Source organism: Streptomyces sp. NPDC001292 (assembly GCF_042896465.1).
In the GTDB taxonomy this organism is placed as follows: domain Bacteria; phylum Actinomycetota; class Actinomycetes; order Streptomycetales; family Streptomycetaceae; genus Streptomyces.
In genome coordinates, this window is the sequence record NZ_JBIAXG010000006.1 from 167,226 (window position 1) to 185,353 (window position 18,128).

Here is an 18,128-nt window from a genome sequence, read left to right on the forward strand (position 1 = left end):
TATGGGCGGCCCGGCGGACAGGGTCGCGGGAGCCGGGGTAGACGGCCGTCGCGGCGGTGGACCGGGGCCTGCCCCGCGCGGCGCTAGTCTGGTCGGGTGACGACCCCGGAAGCTGAACAGGGTGACGTCGCCGGGTCGGACCGGGCGACGTCCGAGGGCGCCTCGGCGCGGCCCGAGGAGCGGTTGGAGCGGGCCGTACGGGCCGCCGAACAGGCGCTCATCGAGTACGAGATCGCGGTGGAGACCTTCCGGGTGGAGGTCGAGAACTTCGCCCGGCTGCACGAGCAGAGACTCGGACCGCTCTACGCCCGGCTGGAGGAGCTGAAGGCGCTGACGGCCGAGGCCAGGGCCGCGCGCACCGGTGACCCCGAGGACCTGCGCAAGGCGCGGGAGGCGCGGGCCGATCTCCAGCCGATCCCTGGGGTCGAGGAGCTGCTGAACGGCTGGATGGACTCGGGCGGCCTGTATCCGGAGGCCGTCGCGATGCTCACCGGCGAGCCCGTGCGGCCTCCGCGGCGGGTGCGCCCCAGCGAGGAGGCCCGCCGGTTGTACCGCGAGCTGGCCCGCAAGGCCCACCCCGACCTGGCGCAGGAGGACGACGAGCGCAAGCGGCGCGAGGAGTTCCTCACCCGGGTCAACGCCGCCTACGCGCGCGGCGACGAGGACGAGTTGCGGGAGCTGGGCGCGGAGTGGGCGGCCGGCCCGAAGCCCAAGGAGCAGCGGCCGAGCCGCAGCGAGGAGCTCTACGCCCGCCTCGAATGGCTCGCCCAGCGCAAGGAACTGCTCACGGTGGTCGCCAAGGGGCTGGAGGACGGCGCGATCGCCGGGATGCTCCGGCTGGCCCCCGACGATCCCGACCGTCTCCTCGACGAGATCGCCGAGCAGCTGCGCAAGGAGGTCGCGGAGCGGGAGGCGGAACTGGCCGCGCTGCTGAGCCAGGAGTGACCCACACGTGACCCATGTGTCCTGCGTGTCATAAGTGACGTGGTGCCCCTGTCCCGCGTGACCCGCGTCACTCGTCACCGGCGGGGTGCCGGGTCCGTGGCGGTCCGAGCCGGATCCCTCCGGTGTGCTTCGGGTAGCGTCGACTCATGCATTTCGGAGCTGGTGTGCCCACGGTCGGGGTCCAGGACCTCGAGGACGGCGACTTCCTGCTGGACGTCCGCGAGGACGACGAGTGGCGGGCGGGTCACGCCGAGGGGGCGCTGCACATTCCCCTCAGCGAGTTCGTGGCCCGGTACGGCGAACTGACCGAGGCCGCGCCCCAGGACGGGCGGATCCATGTGATCTGCCGCTCCGGCGGGCGGTCGGCGCAGGTCGCGATGTACCTGGTCCAGCAGGGCGTCGACGCGGTGAACGTCGACGGCGGCATGCAGGTGTGGGCCGCCTCGGGCCGGCCCGTCGTGACCGACGAGGGGCGGCCCGGCCAGGTGGTGTGACACCGGCCGGGATTCTGTACTCCCGGATATCCATGCATACCTGACGCAGCGTCAGAAACGGGGTGGGCTGGGGAGGATGCGGACCGCCGGACGACCGGATCCCGTGTGCCCGGCCGATTTCATGGCGCGGCGGACCGCCGTAGGGTGGCCCCCGCCGCGGACAGGCCGCCGGACGTCTGCCCGCGCCGTCCGCCTCGGCGCCCGGGTACGCCCGGGGGTGTGCCCGGAGGGCGGCCCTGAGTACCGTGCCGGTACGGCACCGGGAGCGGTGCGCGCGGCGGTACGGCGCCCCGCGGCCGGGTGGCGGCCGGAGGGCGGACCGGGATCGGAAACGGGGCGGGATGAACGCGCACGACGACGACTCGACCGCCTCACGCGCCCCCAGCCGCCCGGGCGCCCGGCCGGACGAGGGCTCCCGGATCTCCGTCGAGCCCGCTGACGGCCCACCGGCCGCTGCCGGGCCGGACGAGAACGCCCCCACCCCTGCCCGCGCATCTGTTCCTGCTCCCCGCTCTGCCCCCGCTCCGCGCCCCGCTCCCGTCTCCGGCCCTGCTCCGGCCTCGGTCCCGGCTCCCGCCCCTGCACCTGCCTTCGCGCCTGCTCCTGCCCCCGCCCCCCGCGAGTCCGCGCCTCGTGGTGGTGTCGCCGCGCTGTCCCTGCCGTACCAAGTGGGTGCGGTGCTGGCGCTCGCGGTCGTCGCCGTCGTGGTGTGCGTGCATCTCGGGATGGTGTTCCTGCACGTCACGCCGTCGAACACGGTGAACAGGGAGCACGCCGAGACCGTCGACGGGTGGGTCTACCCGGAGTTCGAGCAGAACTGGAAGCTCTTCGCGCCGAACCCGCTCCAGCAGAACGTCGCCGTCCAGGTGCGGGCGGAGGTCAGGACGGCGGACGGCGGCACCCGCACCACCGGCTGGTACGACCTGTCCGCCGAGGACGGCCGGGCCATCGACGGGAACCTGCTGCCCAGCCACACCCAGCAGAACCAGCTGCGCCGCGCCTGGGACTTCTACGGGGCCGCCCACGACGCCGACAACCGGCCGGTGGGTCTGCGCGGCGCCCTGGCCGAGCAGTACCTGCGCCGCATCGCGGTGCTGCGCCTGCAACGCGGTGACGCGGTCGGCGCGGGCGGCGTCCTCCAAGGCATCCAGGTCCGCAGCCTCACCAGCAACGTGCCCCCGCCCCCGTGGAGCGAGGAGAAGGCGACGGGCAAGCCGGCCTACCGCACGCTGCCCTGGTGGACGGTGCCGGCCGGCGAGACCCGGGGAGGCGTGCGGTGAACCGCCTCGCGCTCGCGGTCTCGCGCGGGATCGGCCGGGTCACCGAGGCGGCCCTCGGCCCCTACCAGACCGCCGTCATACGCATCGGCTTCTCGCTGACCTGGCTGCTGTTCCTGCTGCGCGAGTTCCCCCACCGCCATGAGCTCTACGGCCCCGACGGCCCGTGGAGCTGGAACCTGGCCCAGCGGCTGACCTCGGACAACGGCGCCTTCACGGCCCTGCTGTGGTTCCGCGGGAACCTCTGGTTCGAGACGTGCTACGCGCTGGCCGTGCTGGCGAGCCTGCTGCTCGCGCTGGGCTGGCGCACCCGCACGACGTCCGTGCTCTTCATGGTCGGCGTGCTCTCCCTGCAGAACCGCAGCGTCTTCGTGGGCGACGGCGGCGACAACGTGCTGCACCTGATGTCGCTGTACCTGGTGTTCACCCGCTGCGGCCAGGTCTGGTCGCTCGACGCGCGCCGGGCCGCACGGGTACGGGCGGCACACGCGCGCGGGGAGCGCGTGCCCGACCGGGCCGGTCCCGTCCTGTGGAGCGTGCTGGGGCTGTTCCTGGCCGTGGTCACCGCGGCGGGCCGGGTGCCGGGCGAGGTGTTCGTGCCCGTCCTGCTGTGGACGGTCTGGCTGGGCCTGGCCCTGTGGTGGGCGGTCGGACGCTGGGCGCGCTCGGCGCAGCCGCGGATGCTGCTCGACGTCGTCGCGCACATCGTCCACAACGGCGCCCTGCTCGTGATCATGGCCGAGGCCTGCCTGATCTACGCCACGGCCGGCTGGTACAAGGTCCAGGGCTCGCGCTGGCAGGACGGCACCGCCGTCTACTACCCGCTCCACCTGGACTACTTCTCGCCCTGGCCGGCCCTGGCCGGTCTGCTCTCCGCCAGCGGCACACTGGTGATGCTGGTGACCTACGGGACGGTGATGGCGCAGGTCGGCTTCCCGTTCACGCTGTTCAACCGGCGGGTGAAGAACGTCCTGCTGACGGTGATGATGACCGAGCACGCCGTGATCGCGGTCGTGCTGGGGCTGCCGTTCTTCTCGCTGGCGATGATCGCGGCGGACGCGGTGTTCCTGCCGACGTCCTTCCTGCGCCGCCTCGGCGGCCTGGCGGCACACGCGCGTGCGCGACTGCGGCGGGGCGGCGACCGGCCCCCGGCGCAGGACCCGCGCTCCCCGGAGGACGCCGGGCCCGCCCGCGTAGGCTTCCCGGCATGAGCGACCCCGTACGCGCCTGGCACCGGCTGGCCGGCAGCTCCGTGCTGCTCGACGGCTTCCACGCCCTCAAGCACGCCCTGCGCTTCGGGGCCGAGGTGCCGGTGGCCGTCACCGCCGACCGGCGCGCGGCGCTCGCCCTCGCGGATGAGCTGGCGCCGGACGTACGGGACACGCTGGACGCCCTGCTGAGCGAGGTGCCGCAGGAGGCGTACGCGTCCCTCGTGCCGCGCCCGCATCCCACCGCCGTGGCGGCCCTCGCCGTACGGCCCTCCCGCGAGGCCAACCTGCGGACGCTGGCGCATGCGCCCCGCAGCGCGCCGGTCGTCGTCCTGGACCAGCCGCGCAACCTGGGCAACGCGGGGGCGGTGATCCGCCTGGCCGCCGGTTTCGGGGCGACCGGAGTGGTCACCACGGGCACCCTGGACCCCTGGCACCCGACGGTGGTGCGCGGCGGGGCGGGGCTGCACTTCGCGACCGCGGTGGAGCGGCTGGACGTCGACGAGCTCCCGCACGGGCCGCTGTTCGCGCTCGACCCGGAGGGCGAGGACATCCGCGGGGTGAAGCTGCCCGACGACGCCGTGCTCGCCTTCGGCTCCGAGCGCAGCGGCCTGTCGGCCGAGCTGCGCTCGCGCACCGACCACCTGGTGGCGCTGCCGATGCGCCCTCAGGTCTCCAGCTACAACCTCGCCACCAGTGTGGCGATGACGCTGTACCACTGGAGCGCCACCGGGGGCGCATCCGTGTCCTGAGAGGCCTACGCCTCCCGGCGGACCTCCACCACGCGGAAGCGGTTGGCGACGAACGCGCCGTCGGTGAGGGCCGCGTTGGCCGCCGGGTTGCCGCCGGAGCCGTGGAAGTCGGAGAAGGCGGCGGTCTGGTTGACGTACACCCCGCCGGTGAGGTTCAGGGACAGCTGGGCGGCCTCCTCCAGGCACACCTCCTGCACCGCCTGCTCGACCTCCTCGTCGGTCGTGTACGCGCCCACCGTCATCGCGCCTTTCTCGCGGATCGTGCGGCGCAGCAGCTCCACCGCGTCGGCGGCCGAGTCGACGGCGACGGCGAAGGAGACGGGGCCGAAGCACTCGCTCATGTAGGCGGCCTCGGCGTCCGGCTTGGCGCCGTCCAGCTTCACGATCACCGGCGAGCGGACGACCGCGCCGGGGAAGTCCGGGTTGGTGATCTCGCGGGAGGCGAGGGCGACCTCGCCGAGGCCCGCGGCGGCCTCGAGGCGGGCCTTGACGTCCGGGTTGACGATCGCGCCGAGCAGCGCGTTGGCGCGCGCGTCGTCGCCGAGGAGGCCGTCCACCGCCTTGGCGAGGTCGGCGGCCACCTCGTCGAAGGACTTGGGGCCCTCGTCGGTGCGGATGCCGTCGCGGGGGATCAGCAGGTTCTGCGGGGTGGTGCACATCTGGCCGCTGTAGAGGGACAGCGAGAAGGCCAGGTTGGCGAGCATCGCCTTGTAGTTCGCGGTGGAGTCCACGAGCACGGTGTTGACGCCGGCCTTCTCCGTGTAGACCTGCGCCTGGCGGGCGTTGGCCTCGAGCCAGTCGCCGAAGGACGTCGAGCCCGTGTAGTCGATGATCCTGATCTCGGGGCGGGTGGCGAGCGTCTTGGCGACGCCCTCGCCGGGACGTTCGGCGGCCAGGGCGATCAGGTTCGGGTCGAAGCCGGCCTCGGCGAGCACCTCGCGGGCGATCTTCACCGTGAGCGCGAGCGGCAGCACCGCGCGCGGGTGCGGCTTGACCAGGACCGCGTTGCCGGTGGCGAGGGAGGCGAACAGGCCCGGGAAGCCGTTCCAGGTCGGGAAGGTGTTGCAGCCGATGACCAGCGCGATCCCGCGCGGGACGGCGGTGAACTGCTTGGTGAGGACGAGCGGGTCGCGCTTGCCCTGCGGCTTGGTCCACTCGGCGGTGTCGGGGGTGCGCACCTGTTCCACGTACGCGTACGCCACCGCCTCCAGGCCGCGGTCCTGGGCGTGCGGGCCGCCCGCCTGGAACGCCATCATGAAGGCCTGGCCGGAGGTGTGCATGACCGCGTGCGCGAACTCGTGCGTCCGGTCGCTGATCCGCTTGAGGATCTCCAGGCACACCACGGCGCGCGCCTCCGCGCCCGCGTCCCGCCACGCCCGCTGGCCGGCCTTCATGGCGGGCAGCAGCACGTCGACGTCCGCGTGCGGGTAGCTCACGTCCAGTTCGATGCCGTACGGCGAGACCTCGCCGCCGACCCAGTCGTCCGTGCCGGGCTGGCCGAGGTCGAGGCGGGTGCCCAGAAGGGCGTCGAAGGCGGCCTTGCCGGCGGCCGCGTCGAGGCTGCCGTTCTCCCCGTAGGCCTTGGGGTGCTCGGGGTGGGGCGACCAGTACGCGCGGGTGCGGATCGCCTCCAGCGCCTGGTCCAGGGTGGGCCGATGCCTGGCGATCAGCTCGTGTGCGGTCAGTTCGGCGGCCATGCGGGACCAACTCCTCGTCTCAAGAGCTCTTCGTCGAGCCCGTGATCTGGCATCTCCATGGTCACGGCCATGGGCAGGAACAGGCGGTCAGAGTTAGAGTAACCGAACGATCGGTCGGTACAAGGGGTCCGCCGCATCCGTGGACAGCGTCGTGCGGGAGGATCGCGCACATGACAGCACTCGACCTCAGCAGTCCGGTGGCCGTCGTCGGCGCCGGCACCATGGGCCAGGGCATAGCCCAGGTCGCGCTGGTCGCGGGCCACACCGTACGCCTGTACGACGCCGTGCCCGGGCGGGCCCGGGAGGCGGCCGCCGCGATCGGCGCCCGACTCGACCGGCTCGTCGCGAAGGACCGGCTGACCGGCGCCGACCGGGACGCGGCCCGCGCCCGGCTCCTGGCCGCCGACAGCCCCGTCCTGGAGCGGCTCGACGTCAAGCACGAGCTGCTGAGGGAGCTGGAGGGCATCGTCGGCGACGACTGCCTGCTCGCCACCAACACCTCCTCCCTGTCGGTGACGGCCGTCGGCGGCGCGCTGCGCGTCCCGGGCCGCCTCGTGGGTCTGCACTTCTTCAACCCGGCCCCGCTGATGCCGCTGGTCGAGGTGGTCTCCGGGTTCGCCACCGACGTCACGTCGGCCACGCGCGCGTACGAGACGGCCCGCGCCTGGGGCAAGACCCCCGTGGCCTGCGCGGACACCCCCGGCTTCATCGTCAACCGCATCGCCCGGCCCTTCTACGCCGAGGCCTTCGCGGTGTACGAGTCCCAGGGCGCCGACCCCGCCACCATCGACGCGGTCCTGCGCGAGTCGGGCGGCTTCCGGATGGGCGCTTTCGAACTGACCGACCTCATCGGGCAGGACGTCAACGAGTCCGTCACCCACTCGGTGTGGCAGTCGTTCTTCCAGGACGTGCGGTTTACGCCCTCGCTCGCCCAGCGCCGGCTGGTCGAGTCCGGCCGGCTCGGCAGGAAGAGCGGCCAGGGCTGGTACGACCACCGCGACGGCGCCGAGCGCCCCGAGCCGCACACCGCGGAACAGGATGCACCGCCCGCGTACGTGGTCGCCGAGGGCGGCCTCGGGCCCGCCTCCGACCTGCTCGCCCTGATCCGGGAGGCTGGCATCCCGGTGCGCGAGGAGGACGAGGACCACGGCACTCGCCTGGTGCTGCCGAGTGGTGGCCAGCTGGTCCTCGCGGACGGGCAGACCTCCGTGGAGTTCAAGGACGTGGTCTACTTCGACCTCGCCCTCGACTACCGCGGGGCCACGCGGATCGCCCTGTCCGCCTCCCAGGACACCTCCCCGCGGACCGTCGCCGAGGCCACCGGCCTGTTCCAGGCGCTCGGCAAGAAGGTCAGCGTCATCGGGGACGTCCCCGGCATGATCGTCGCCCGCACGGTCGCCCGGATCGTCGACCTGGCGCACGACGCCGTCGCCAAGGGCGTGGCCACCGAGGAGGACATCGACACCGCGATGCGCCTGGGCGTCAACTACCCGCTCGGGCCCTTCGAGTGGAGCCGCCGACTCGGCGGCGGCTGGGCCTGCTCCCTGATGGACAACCTGCACGAGTGCGATCCGTCCGGCCGCTACGCGCCGTCGCTCGCGCTCTACCGCCACGCCTACGCCACCGACAAGCGGGAGGGCACCTCATGACCGCCGCCAGGCGCGACACGTACACCCCGGAGACGCTGCTGTCCGTGGCCGTGCGGGTCTTCAACGAGCGCGGCTACGACGGCACCTCCATGGAGCACCTGTCCAGGGCGGCCGGCATCTCCAAGTCGTCGATCTACCACCACGTCGCCGGCAAGGAGGAGCTGCTGCGCCGGGCGGTCAGCCGGGCGCTGGACGAGCTGTTCGGGATCCTCGACGAGGAGCACGCGCGTGCGGGGCGCGCCGCCGAGCGCCTGGAGTACGTGGTGCGACGCATGGTCGAGGTGCTCATCGCCGAACTGCCCTATGTGACGCTGCTGCTGCGCGTGCGCGGCAACACCGAGACCGAGCGCTGGGCGCTGGAGCGGCGCCGCGACTTCGACCACCGGGTGGCGGATCTGCTGAGGGCGGCCGCCGAGGAGGGGGACGTGCGCGCCGACGTGGAGGTGCGGCTGGCGACCCGGCTCGTCTTCGGAATGATCAACTCGATCGTGGAGTGGTACCGGCCCGACGGGCGCGGCATGGGGGAGCGCGAGGTGGCCGACGCGGTGGCGCGGCTGGTGTTCTCGGGGCTGCGCAAGGACTGACCCCGCACGGGGCTCAGCCCTGAGGCTCCAGGTCCTCCTCCTCGAACACCAGCAGCGTGCGCGTGCTGAGCACCTCGGGGATGGCCTGGAGCCGGGTGAGGACCAGCTCCCGCAGCGCCCGGTTGTCCGGGGTGTGTACCAGCAGCAGGACGTCGAAGTCGCCGCCGACCAGCGCGATGTGGTGGGCGCCGGGCAGCTGCCTGAGCTGCTCGCGCACCGTGCGCCAGGTGTTCTGCACGATCTTCAGCGTGATGTACGCGGACGTGCCGTGGCCCGCGCGTTCATGGTCGACGCGGGCGCCGAAGCCGCGGATGACGCCGTCCTCGATGAGCCGGTTGATCCGGGCGTAGGCGTTGGCGCGTGAGACGTGGACCCGTTCGGCGACCGACCGTATCGACGCGCGCCCGTCCGTCTGGAGCATGCGCAGGATGTCCTGGTCGATGGCGTCCAGCGGGCGCGGCGGCGGTACGGCGCCGTCCGGGTCCTCGGCCATTTGTTCAGGTGCCATGTCCCCCCGCCTTTCCGTCGTGGACGTACTGCGTACATCTCAGGGTGTGGAGAACCGTTTGTCCACAGCCTGGGTCCGCCTGTAGCCAAAATGTGCCGGCGACCGAACAATCGGTAGGTGGGGCGCGTCACAGCCGACGCGTCCTTCGTAGCCGCTCCCACGAGGAGGTGCCGTCATGACGGTCATGGAGCAGCGGGGCGCGTACCGGCCATCGCCGCCGCCCGCCTGGCAGCCCCGTACCGACCCCGCGCCGCTGCTGCCCGACGCGGAGCCCTACCGCGTCCTGGGGACGGAGGCGGCCGCGAAGGCCGATCCGGAGCTGCTGCGCCGTCTGTACGCGCAGCTGGTCCTCGGCCGCCGTTACAACACGCAGGCCACCGCCCTGACCAAGCAGGGCCGCCTGGCCGTCTACCCCTCCAGCACCGGCCAGGAGGCCTGCGAGGTCGCCGCGGCGCTCGCCCTGGAGGAGCGCGACTGGCTCTTCCCCAGCTACCGCGACACGCTCGCCGTCGTGGCCCGCGGCGTGGACCCCGTCCAGGCCCTGACGCTGCTGCGCGGCGACTGGCACACCGGCTACGACCCCTACGAGCACCGTGTCGCCCCGCTCTCCACGCCGCTCGCCACCCAGCTCCCGCACGCCGTGGGCCTCGCCCACGCCGCCCGCCTCAAGGGCGACGACGTGGTCGCGCTGGCGATGGTCGGCGACGGCGGCACCAGCGAGGGCGACTTCCACGAGGCGCTGAACTTCGCCGCCGTCTGGCAGGCCCCCGTCGTCTTCCTCGTGCAGAACAACGGCTTCGCGATCTCCGTCCCGCTCGCCAAGCAGACCGCGGCACCGTCCCTGGCCCACAAGGCCGTCGGATACGGCATGCCGGGCCGCCTGGTCGACGGCAACGACGCCGCCGCCGTGCACGAGGTGCTCGCCGACGCCGTGCGGCACGCGCGCGCGGGAGGCGGTCCCACCCTGATCGAGGCGGTGACCTACCGCATCGACGCCCACACCAACGCCGACGACGCCACCCGCTACCGCGGCGACGCCGAGGTCGAGGCCTGGCGCGAGCACGACCCGATCCGGCTGCTGGAGCGCGAGCTGACCGGGCGCGGCCTGCTCGACGAGGACGGCGCCCGCGCCGCCCGCGAGGACGCCGAGGCGATGGCCGCGCGGCTGCGTGAGCGCATGAACCAGGACGCGCCGCTCGATCCCATGGACCTGTTCGCCCACGTGTACGCGGAGCCGACCCCGCAACTGCGCGAGCAGCGCGCCCAGCTGGTCGCCGAGCTCCAGGCCGAGTCGGAGGAGGGTACGGCCCGATGACCACCGTCGCGCTCAAGCCGGCCACCATGGCCCAGGCCCTCACGCGCGCGCTGCGCGACGCGATGGCCGCTGACCCCGCCGTGCACGTCATGGGTGAGGACGTCGGCACCCTCGGCGGCGTCTTCCGCATCACCGACGGCCTCGCCAGGGAGTTCGGCGAGCACCGCTGCATGGACACCCCGCTGGCCGAGGCCGGCATCCTCGGCACCGCCGTCGGTATGGCCATGTACGGGCTGCGCCCGGTGGTCGAGATGCAGTTCGACGCCTTCGCCTACCCGGCGTTCGAGCAACTGGCCAGCCATGTCGCCAAGATGCGCAACCGCACCCGCGGCAAAATGCCCCTGCCGATCACCATCCGGATCCCCTACGGCGGCGGCATCGGCGGTGTGGAGCACCACAGCGACTCGTCCGAGGCGTACTACATGGCGACTCCGGGGCTCCAGGTCGTCACGCCCGCGACCGTCGCCGACGCCTACGGGCTGCTGCGGGCCGCCATCGACTCCGACGACCCGGTCGTCTTCCTGGAGCCCAAGCGGCTGTACTGGTCGAAGGACACCTGGAACCCGGACGACCCGCAGGCCGTCGAGCCGGTGGGCCGCGCGGTGGTGCGGCGCACCGGCAGGAGCGCCACGCTGATCACGTACGGCCCGTCCGTGCCCGTCTGCCTCGAAGCCGCCGAGGCGGCGCGGGCCGAGGGCTGGGACCTGGAGGTCGTCGACCTGCGTTCGCTGGTGCCGTTCGACGACGAGACGGTGTGCGCGTCGGTGCGGCGCACCGGACGCGCGGTCGTCGTGCACGAGTCGGGTGGGTTCGGCGGCCCGGGCGGGGAGATCGCCGCCCGTGTCACGGAGCGCTGCTTCCACCATCTGGAGGCGCCGGTGCTGCGCGTGGCCGGGTTCGACCTCCCCTACCCGCCGCCGATGCTGGAGCGGCACCACCTTCCCGGCGTCGACCGGATTCTGGACGCCGTGGCGCGTCTGCAGTGGGAGGCGGAGAGCTGATGGCACAGGTGCTGGAGTTCAGGCTCCCCGACCTCGGGGAGGGGCTCACCGAGGCGGAGGTCGTCCGCTGGCTGGTCGAGGTGGGCGACGTGGTCACCATCGACCAGCCGGTCGTCGAGGTCGAGACGGCCAAGGCGATGGTCGAGGTGCCCTGCCCCTACGCCGGCGTGGTCACCGCCCGCTTCGGCGAGGAGGGCACGGAACTGCCCGTGGGAGCGCCCCTGCTGACAGTGGCGGTCGGGGCGCAGGACGCCGGTGTCGACACCGAGGGCTCCGGCAACGTCCTGGTCGGCTACGGCACGGGTGCGCCTCCGGCGCGCCGCCGCAGGGTGCGCCCCGCACCGATGGCGACGGGCTCGCGCGGGGGCGAGAGCGGCGCCGTGGCGCCCTGGGCGGCCGCGGCACCGGCCGCCAACGGGGCCACGCGCACGAGGGGCGTCCCGGCGGCGGCCAAGGCGGCCGCGGTGGCCGAGCGGCCCGCCGACGGTCCCGTCCCCGTGATCTCGCCGCTCGTGCGCCGCCTCGCGCGGGAGAACGGCGTGGACCTGCGGCAGCTGTCGGGATCCGGGCCCGAGGGGCTGATCCTGCGCGCGGACGTCGAGGACGTGCTCAGGGCCAACGCGGCACGGGGCCGGAGTGCCGGCGCACCGGCCGCGCCGGCGGCGCCCGCGCCCGCCTCGGCGCCTGCCTCCGGCTCCCGGGTTCCGCTCAAGGGCGTGCGCGGCGCCGTCGCCGACAAGCTGTCCCGCAGCCGTCGGGAGATTCCGGACGCGACCTGCTGGGTCGACGCCGACGCCACGGAGCTGATGCGCGCCCGGGCCGCCATGAACGCCGCCGGGGGACAGAAGATCTCCCTGCTCGCGCTGCTGGCCCGGATCTGCACGGCCGCGCTCGCCCGCCATCCCGAGCTCAACTCGCGGGTCGACATGGAGGCCAGGGAGATCGTCCGGCTGGACGCCGTGCACCTCGGCTTCGCCGCGCAGACCGAGCGCGGGCTCGTCGTCCCGGTCGTACGGGACGCGCACGCGCGTGACGCGGAGTCGCTGACCGCCGAGTTCGCCCGGCTGACCGAGGCGGCCCGCGCCGGCACCCTCACCCCGGCCGAACTCACCGGCGGGACCTTCACGTTGAACAACTACGGAGTGTTCGGCGTGGACGGCTCGACACCGATCATCAACCACCCCGAGGCCGCCATGCTCGGCGTCGGCCGCATCGTCCCCAAGCCGTGGGTGCACGAGGGCGAGCTGGCGGTGCGGCAGGTCGTCCAGCTCTCGCTCACCTTCGACCACCGGGTGTGCGACGGCGGCACGGCGGGCGGTTTCCTGCGGTATGTGGCCGACTGCGTGGAACAGCCGGCGGTGTTGCTGCGCACGCTGTGACGGCAGAGTTCCGCCCGCGTTCCCCTTGATCGCGGGCGGGACGCATACTCGGGGGGTGACCTCCTACGAGCCCCTTGCCTACGACGCCGTCGTGCTCGCCGGAGGAGCCGCCCGGCGGCTCGGCGGCGCGGACAAACCCGGCCTGCGCGTCGGCGGCCGCGCGCTGCTCGACCGCGTGCTCGCCGCCTGCGCCGACGCGCACACGACGGTGGTGGTCGCCGACCCCCGCCCCACCGCGCGGCCCGTGCGCTGGGCACGCGAGGAACCGGCCGGCGCCGGACCGCTCGCCGCGCTCGACGCCGGGCTGCGCCACACCACCGCGGACCACGTCGTCGTACTCTCCGCCGACCTGCCGTTCCTCGAACCGGACACGGTACGGCGGCTGCTGACGGCTTTGAGGGCCGGCCGGGCCGACGGCGTGCTGCTCACCGACGCCGACGGCCGCGACCAGCCGCTCGTGGCCGCGTACCGGACGCGGGCGCTGCGCCAGGCACTGGCCGCGCTCGCCCGCACCGCGTCCGACGGCGGCTCCGCCCAGGGCGGGGCCCTCACCGGGCTGCCGCTGCGCCGGCTGACCGCCGCGCTCGACCTCACCCGCGTCCCCGACGGCCTCGCGTCCTTCGACTGCGACACCTGGGACGACATCGCCATCGCCAGAGCACGTATCAGGGAGCATGGGCACGTGTTGGATGAATGGATTTCCGCAGTCAAGGACGAGTTGGGCATCGATCTGGAGGTCGACACCCGCGCACTGCTCGACCTCGCCCGCGACGCCGCCCACGGCGTGGCCCGGCCCGCGGCACCCCTGACCACCTTCCTCGTCGGGTACGCGGCCGCGCAGGGCAAGGGCGGCCCCGAAGCCGTCGCCGAGGCCGCCCGCAAGGCCGCCGCCCTCGCCCAGCGCTGGGCGGACGAGACCACCGGCGGCACCGGCAGGCCCGACGTGGCGCCCGACGCCACGCCCGACACCCGCCCGGACGTCTGATGCCCGCCCGTGGCGCGCGGGTCGGCGAGGACGCCGAGGACCTCGACGTGGAGGAGGCGCTCGCCCTCGTGAACGAAGGCAGCAACCGGCGTGCCCTCAAGCCCGGCCGGGGCCGGGCGGGACGCGGCGGCACCCCCGCGTCCGCCTCCGCCTCCTTCGAGGATCACGGGAGCGCCGCGGCCGGTCACGGCGCCCCGCGCTCCGCGCACTCCCAGGAGCCCCGCCACCGGGCCATGACCTGGCCGCAGGCCCGCGAGGCCGCCGCCCGCGCGGCCCGCGCCGGTGTCCGCCGGGCGCCCGTCTCCGTGCCCCTCGACGCCGCCCTGGGGCTGGTCCTGGCCGCACCCCTGACCGCCCTGTGCGACCTGCCCTCCTTCGACACCTCCGCCATGGACGGCTGGGCGGTCGCCGGCCCCGGCCCCTGGGACGTACGCGACGAGGGCGTCCTGGCCGGGCACGACGAGCCCGAGCCGCTGACCGACGGCGAGGCGGTGCGCATCGCGACCGGCGCCCGCGTCCCGCAGGACACCACGGCCGTGCTGCGCAGCGAACACGGCCGCACCGACGCCAAGGGCCGGCTGTACGCCACCGAGGAGTCCGGGCACGCCAAGGACATCCGCCCGCGTGGGCAGGAGTGCCGCAGCGGGGACCAGCTGCTGCCCGTCGGCACCCTGGTGACCCCGGTGGTACTCGGCCTGGCCGCGGCCGCCGGGTACGACACCCTCACCACGGTCCCCCGTCCCCGCGTCGACGTCCTCGTGCTCGGCGACGAACTGCTCACCGAGGGCCTGCCGTACGACGGACGGATCCGGGACGCGCTCGGCCCGATGCTGCCGCCCTGGCTGCGGGCGCTGGGCGCCGAGGTCACCGGCGTGCGCCGGATCGGCGACGACGCCAAGGCCCTGCACAAGGCCGTCACCGGGTCGAGGGCCGACGTGATCGTCACCACCGGGGGAACCGCCGCCGGACCGGTCGACCACGTCCACCCCACCCTGCGCCGCATCGACGCCGAACTGCTGGTGGACGGCGTCCAGGTGCGCCCCGGTCATCCCATGCTCCTGGCCCGCACCAAGGAGAACCAGCACCTCGTCGGCCTGCCCGGCAACCCGCTCGCGGCCGTATCGGGTCTGCTGACGCTTGCCGAGCCGTTGCTGCGCACGCTGGCCGCGCGTCCGGCCCCGGAGCCGTACACGCTGCCGCTGACGGACGCGGTGCACGGACATCCGGACGACACCCGGCTCGTGCCCGTGGTGCTGCGCGGCGACCACGCCGTTCCACTGCACTACAACGGCCCCGCCATGCTGCGTGGCGTCGCGGCGGCCGATGCCCTCGCTGTCGTACCACCGGGTGGCGCCCGGCCGGGTCAGGAGGCCGACCTCCTCGACCTGCCCTGGGCCGCCGCCGGAATCGGGGTGTGTTTCACGTGAAACTTCCGGGCCATGACGCGATCGCCCGTCAGGCGGACGAACATCTCGTGACCCATCGGGTGAAACTCCCCCGAAAAGTCGTGGAGCGCCCAATACGTCAGGTCGGCAAACGGCTGTCGCTCGCGGTGCTGGTGCTGCTCGTGACCGTTCTGATCGTCTACGCCGACCGTGACGGATACCGGGACGGCGGGAAGGACGCCCCGCTGGACCTCATCGCCGCGGCGTACTACGCGACGGTGACCCTCTCCACCACCGGGTACGGCGACATCACTCCCGTCAGCGACAGCGCCCGGCTCACCAACATCTTCGTCATCACACCGCTGCGTGTGGTCTTTCTGATCATCCTGGTCGGCACCACGCTCGAAGTCCTCACCGAGCGCACCCGTGAGGAATGGCGTCTGAATCGCTGGAGGTCCACTTTGCGCGATCACACCATCGTCGTCGGATTCGGCACGAAGGGGAGGTCGGCGCTCCAGACCGTCTGTGCGGCCGGGCTGAAGAAGCAGCAGGTGGTGGTGGTCGACCCCAGCACCAAGGTGGTCGACGCGGCCACGGCGGAGGGCTACGCGGGCGTGGTCGGAGACGCCACCCGCAGCGAGGTGCTCATGCGGGCCGAGGTGCAGCGGGCACGGCAGATCATCATCGCCACCCAGCGGGACGACACGGCCGTGCTGGTCGCGCTGACGGCCCGCCAGATCAACCGGACGGCGAAGATCGTCGCGGCGGTGCGGGAGGAGGAGAACGCGCCGCTGCTCAAGCAGTCCGGGGCCGATGCCGTCGTCACCAGCGCGAGCGCGGCGGGGCGGCTGCTCGGGCTGTCCGTGCTCAGTCCGGCCGCGAGCATGGTCCTGGAGGACCTCATCCAGCAGGGCAGCGGCCTGGACATCATCGAACGGCCCGTCATAAAGGCCGAGGTGGGTCAGGATCCGCGGGACATGGACGATCTGGTGGTGAGCGTGCTGCGCGGGCATCGGGTGCTGGGCTACGACGACCCGGCCGTACGGGAACTGGAGCTGACCGACCGTCTGATCACGATCGTCCGGGCCACACCGGGCACGAAGGTCACCCCGGACGCACGGCCGCTTCCCCAGGACTGACGACGGCACCGCGGGCAAAGCAGTAGCGTCGGGCCCATGCATGCGATCACGATTCCCGAACCCGGTGGGCCCGAGGCGTTGGTGTGGGACGAGGTGCCGGATCCCGTGCCCGGCGAGGGGGAGGTGCTGGTCGAGGTGGCGGCGAGTGCCGTCAACCGGGCCGACATCCTGCAACGGCAGGGCTTCTACAACCCGCCGCCCGGCGCCTCCCCGTACCCCGGTCTGGAGTGCTCCGGGCGGATCGCGGCGCTCGGCCCCGGGGTGTCCGGCTGGGCCGTCGGCGACGAGGTCTGCGCGCTGCTCGCGGGCGGCGGCTACGCCGAGAAGGTCGCCGTTCCGGCCGGTCAGCTGCTGCCCGTACCCGACGGCGTCGACCTGAGGCAGGCCGCGGCGCTGCCGGAGGTGACCTGCACCGTCTGGTCCAACGTCTTCATGGTCGCCCAGCTGCGCCCCGGCGAGACGCTGCTCGTGCACGGTGGCTCCAGCGGCATCGGCACGATGGCGATCCAACTCGCCCGGGCCGTGGGCGCGAAGGTCGCCGTGACCGCGGGCACCAAGGAGAAGCTCGAGCGCTGCGCCGAACTGGGCGCCGAGATCCTGATCAACTACCGGGAGCAGGACTTCGTCGAGGAGATCCGGCGGGCCACGGACGGGAACGGCGCCGACGTGATCCTCGACAACATGGGGGCCAAGTACCTGGACCGCAACGTCCAGGCCCTCGCCGTCAACGGCCGGCTCGCGATCATCGGCATGCAGGGCGGCATCAAGGGCGAGCTGAACATCGGCACCCTGCTCGGCAAGCGGGCCGCGATCAGCGCGACCTCGCTGCGCGCCCGCCCGCTCGGCGAGAAGGCGGCCATCGTCGCCGCCGTATGCGAACACGTCTGGCCGCTGTTCGCCGACGGGCACGTCCGGCCGGTGGTCCACCAGGAACTCGCGATGAGCGACGCCGCGGCGGCCCACCGGATCGTGGAGGAGAGCGGCCACATCGGCAAGGTGCTCCTGGTGACGCCCTGACCTCGCACCTCCGCCGCCGTACCGGGTTTCTCCGGAGCTAGCTCCGGCGCAACCTCAGCGCGATGAACGCCAGGCCGAGGCCGAGGCCGATCAGAACGAGCCCGCTGCCCAGGGACACGAACCCCAGCACGGGCCCGGTCTCGGTCTCGTCCTGCGCGACGGGCAGGGCGCCGGGGCTGTCCGTCGGCCCGGGCGGCAAGGGAGCGGCCTCCTGACCCGACGGCGAGGCGCTCGTCGCCTCCGGGGTCGTGCTCGCGCTCCCGAAGTCCTCACTGCCGTCGTCGTGCTCCTCCTCCGTCTCCCACCTGTGCGGCCGCCCCGGCCGCTGCCGTCCCTCACCGGGGCGGCTCCTGGCCCGCGACGGGTCGGCGGACGACAAGGACGGGGACGCGGAGGAGGAAAGGGACGAGGCCGGATGTGAGGCCGATGACGACGGCGCGGAGGACGGCGAGGGCCCGTGGAGCGGCGAGGAGCGGGAGCCGGTGGCCATCCTGGTGGCGGCGGTGCCCGAGGCAGAGGTACTGGACGCTGAGGTGCCGGTGGCTGCGGTGCCCGAGGCGGCCGCGGACACGATGTCGTGCGGCGTGGGGGAGGCCGAGGGTGCCCGCACGGCGCCGTACGCCGCGGCGGGGGCGCCGGGCAGGACCGCCACTCCCAGCGCGATCAGCAGTCCCGTCGCGTGCAGCAGAGCGCACAGCCTTGGAGTCACGTCGGGGATCCCCTCACGGTGCCCGGGCAGCGGATCAGATCATTTCTGTAACAACAGTCACATCACTGGACCAATCCGGCATTC

The 18,128-nt window shown here is 73.4% G+C and carries 17 protein-coding genes; 14 read left to right on the top strand and 3 right to left on the bottom strand.

The features are described from left to right. Nucleotides 1-96 precede the first annotated feature (96 nt). The 5 genes from ACFY4A_RS09945 (at nucleotide 97) to ACFY4A_RS09965 (ending at nucleotide 4,676) form a co-directional block, all read left to right on the top strand. Nucleotides 97-945, top strand: a complete 849-nt coding sequence (locus ACFY4A_RS09945; RefSeq protein WP_390828913.1) for a hypothetical protein — start codon at nucleotides 97-99, stop codon at nucleotides 943-945. 164 nt (nucleotides 946-1,109) lie between these two features. Further along, on the top strand, nucleotides 1,110-1,439 hold the full coding sequence (locus ACFY4A_RS09950) for a rhodanese-like domain-containing protein (RefSeq protein WP_390828995.1): 330 nt from the start codon (nucleotides 1,110-1,112) through the stop codon (nucleotides 1,437-1,439). 341 nt (nucleotides 1,440-1,780) lie between these two features. Continuing rightward, nucleotides 1,781-2,719 carry a DUF5819 family protein gene (locus tag ACFY4A_RS09955; protein WP_390828914.1) on the top strand — a complete coding sequence of 313 codons (939 nt, stop codon included), beginning with the start codon at nucleotides 1,781-1,783 and terminating at the stop codon, nucleotides 2,717-2,719. Then, nucleotides 2,716-3,927: an HTTM domain-containing protein gene (locus ACFY4A_RS09960; RefSeq protein ID WP_390828915.1), complete on the top strand. Its 1,212-nt coding sequence runs from the start codon at nucleotides 2,716-2,718 to the stop codon at nucleotides 3,925-3,927. The genes ACFY4A_RS09955 and ACFY4A_RS09960 overlap by 4 nt, the downstream gene beginning before the upstream one ends. Further along, nucleotides 3,924-4,676 carry a TrmH family RNA methyltransferase gene (locus ACFY4A_RS09965; protein ID WP_390828916.1) on the top strand — a complete coding sequence of 251 codons (753 nt, stop codon included), beginning with the start codon at nucleotides 3,924-3,926 and terminating at the stop codon, nucleotides 4,674-4,676. Before ACFY4A_RS09960 ends, ACFY4A_RS09965 begins: the two co-directional genes overlap by 4 nt. A 5-nt stretch (nucleotides 4,677-4,681) precedes the next feature. Here the strand turns inward: ACFY4A_RS09965 and paaN are convergent, their stop codons facing one another. After that, nucleotides 4,682-6,373, bottom strand: coding sequence for a phenylacetic acid degradation protein PaaN (gene paaN / locus ACFY4A_RS09970; protein ID WP_390828917.1), 1,692 nt, complete (start codon nucleotides 6,371-6,373; stop codon nucleotides 4,682-4,684). Nucleotides 6,374-6,543: 170 nt separating this feature from the next. Between paaN and ACFY4A_RS09975 the strand changes: the two genes are divergently transcribed. Further along, the gene (locus ACFY4A_RS09975; protein WP_390828918.1) at nucleotides 6,544-8,022 is read left to right on the top strand and encodes a 3-hydroxyacyl-CoA dehydrogenase; all 1,479 of its coding nucleotides are present in this window, start codon (nucleotides 6,544-6,546) and stop codon (nucleotides 8,020-8,022) included. Next, nucleotides 8,019-8,606 (top strand): TetR/AcrR family transcriptional regulator, encoded by a 588-nt coding sequence (locus tag ACFY4A_RS09980; RefSeq protein ID WP_390828919.1) that lies wholly within the window; start codon nucleotides 8,019-8,021, stop codon nucleotides 8,604-8,606. Before ACFY4A_RS09975 ends, ACFY4A_RS09980 begins: the two co-directional genes overlap by 4 nt. A 13-nt stretch (nucleotides 8,607-8,619) precedes the next feature. Here ACFY4A_RS09980 and ACFY4A_RS09985 read toward each other — a convergent pair whose 3' ends face one another. Next, a complete protein-coding gene (locus ACFY4A_RS09985) occupies nucleotides 8,620-9,099 on the bottom strand; it encodes an Lrp/AsnC family transcriptional regulator (protein WP_390828996.1) in 480 nt (159 codons plus the stop codon). A gap of 190 nt (nucleotides 9,100-9,289) precedes the next feature. Between ACFY4A_RS09985 and pdhA the strand changes: the two genes are divergently transcribed. From pdhA to ACFY4A_RS10020, 7 genes are read left to right on the top strand one after another with little or no spacing between them, the layout of a single operon-like run. Beyond that, on the top strand, nucleotides 9,290-10,429 hold the full coding sequence (gene pdhA, locus ACFY4A_RS09990) for a pyruvate dehydrogenase (acetyl-transferring) E1 component subunit alpha (protein ID WP_390828920.1): 1,140 nt from the start codon (nucleotides 9,290-9,292) through the stop codon (nucleotides 10,427-10,429). Continuing rightward, nucleotides 10,426-11,430 (top strand): alpha-ketoacid dehydrogenase subunit beta, encoded by a 1,005-nt coding sequence (locus ACFY4A_RS09995; protein ID WP_390828921.1) that lies wholly within the window; start codon nucleotides 10,426-10,428, stop codon nucleotides 11,428-11,430. The genes pdhA and ACFY4A_RS09995 overlap by 4 nt, the downstream gene beginning before the upstream one ends. After that, entirely contained in the window at nucleotides 11,430-12,809 is a 1,380-nt protein-coding gene (locus ACFY4A_RS10000) for a dihydrolipoamide acetyltransferase family protein (protein ID WP_390828922.1), read from the top strand. The genes ACFY4A_RS09995 and ACFY4A_RS10000 overlap by 1 nt, the downstream gene beginning before the upstream one ends. 55 nt (nucleotides 12,810-12,864) lie before the next feature. Beyond that, nucleotides 12,865-13,794: an NTP transferase domain-containing protein gene (locus ACFY4A_RS10005; protein ID WP_390828923.1), complete on the top strand. Its 930-nt coding sequence runs from the start codon at nucleotides 12,865-12,867 to the stop codon at nucleotides 13,792-13,794. After that, a complete protein-coding gene (locus ACFY4A_RS10010; RefSeq protein ID WP_390828924.1) occupies nucleotides 13,794-15,221 on the top strand; it encodes a molybdopterin molybdotransferase MoeA in 1,428 nt (475 codons plus the stop codon). Before ACFY4A_RS10005 ends, ACFY4A_RS10010 begins: the two co-directional genes overlap by 1 nt. Next, complete coding sequence (locus ACFY4A_RS10015) at nucleotides 15,218-16,318, top strand: potassium channel family protein (protein WP_390828925.1); 1,101 nt, start codon at nucleotides 15,218-15,220, stop codon at nucleotides 16,316-16,318. The genes ACFY4A_RS10010 and ACFY4A_RS10015 overlap by 4 nt, the downstream gene beginning before the upstream one ends. Before the next feature lie 36 nt (nucleotides 16,319-16,354). Further along, nucleotides 16,355-17,335, top strand: coding sequence for an NAD(P)H-quinone oxidoreductase (locus tag ACFY4A_RS10020; RefSeq protein ID WP_390828926.1), 981 nt, complete (start codon nucleotides 16,355-16,357; stop codon nucleotides 17,333-17,335). Nucleotides 17,336-17,372: 37 nt separating this feature from the next. On the opposite strand, the gene ACFY4A_RS10025 is transcribed toward ACFY4A_RS10020, so the two are convergent. Further along, entirely contained in the window at nucleotides 17,373-18,044 is a 672-nt protein-coding gene (locus ACFY4A_RS10025) for a hypothetical protein (RefSeq protein WP_390828927.1), read from the bottom strand. Nucleotides 18,045-18,128: the final 84 nt, after the last annotated feature.

Bases quoted from the DNA above. Each gene is read 5' to 3' on its own strand.
- ACFY4A_RS09955 (WP_390828914.1), top strand. From the start codon at position 1,781: ATGAACGCGCACGACGACGACTCGACCGCCTCACGCGCCCCCAGCCGC.
- ACFY4A_RS09965 (WP_390828916.1), top strand. From the start codon at position 3,924: ATGAGCGACCCCGTACGCGCCTGGCACCGGCTGGCCGGCAGCTCCGTG.
- paaN (WP_390828917.1), bottom strand. From the start codon at position 6,373: ATGGCCGCCGAACTGACCGCACACGAGCTGATCGCCAGGCATCGGCCC.
- ACFY4A_RS09975 (WP_390828918.1), top strand. From the start codon at position 6,544: ATGACAGCACTCGACCTCAGCAGTCCGGTGGCCGTCGTCGGCGCCGGC.
- ACFY4A_RS09980 (WP_390828919.1), top strand. From the start codon at position 8,019: ATGACCGCCGCCAGGCGCGACACGTACACCCCGGAGACGCTGCTGTCC.
- ACFY4A_RS09985 (WP_390828996.1), bottom strand. From the start codon at position 9,099: ATGGCCGAGGACCCGGACGGCGCCGTACCGCCGCCGCGCCCGCTGGAC.
- pdhA (WP_390828920.1), top strand. From the start codon at position 9,290: ATGACGGTCATGGAGCAGCGGGGCGCGTACCGGCCATCGCCGCCGCCC.
- ACFY4A_RS09995 (WP_390828921.1), top strand. From the start codon at position 10,426: ATGACCACCGTCGCGCTCAAGCCGGCCACCATGGCCCAGGCCCTCACG.
- ACFY4A_RS10000 (WP_390828922.1), top strand. From the start codon at position 11,430: ATGGCACAGGTGCTGGAGTTCAGGCTCCCCGACCTCGGGGAGGGGCTC.
- ACFY4A_RS10010 (WP_390828924.1), top strand. From the start codon at position 13,794: ATGCCCGCCCGTGGCGCGCGGGTCGGCGAGGACGCCGAGGACCTCGAC.
- ACFY4A_RS10020 (WP_390828926.1), top strand. From the start codon at position 16,355: ATGCATGCGATCACGATTCCCGAACCCGGTGGGCCCGAGGCGTTGGTG.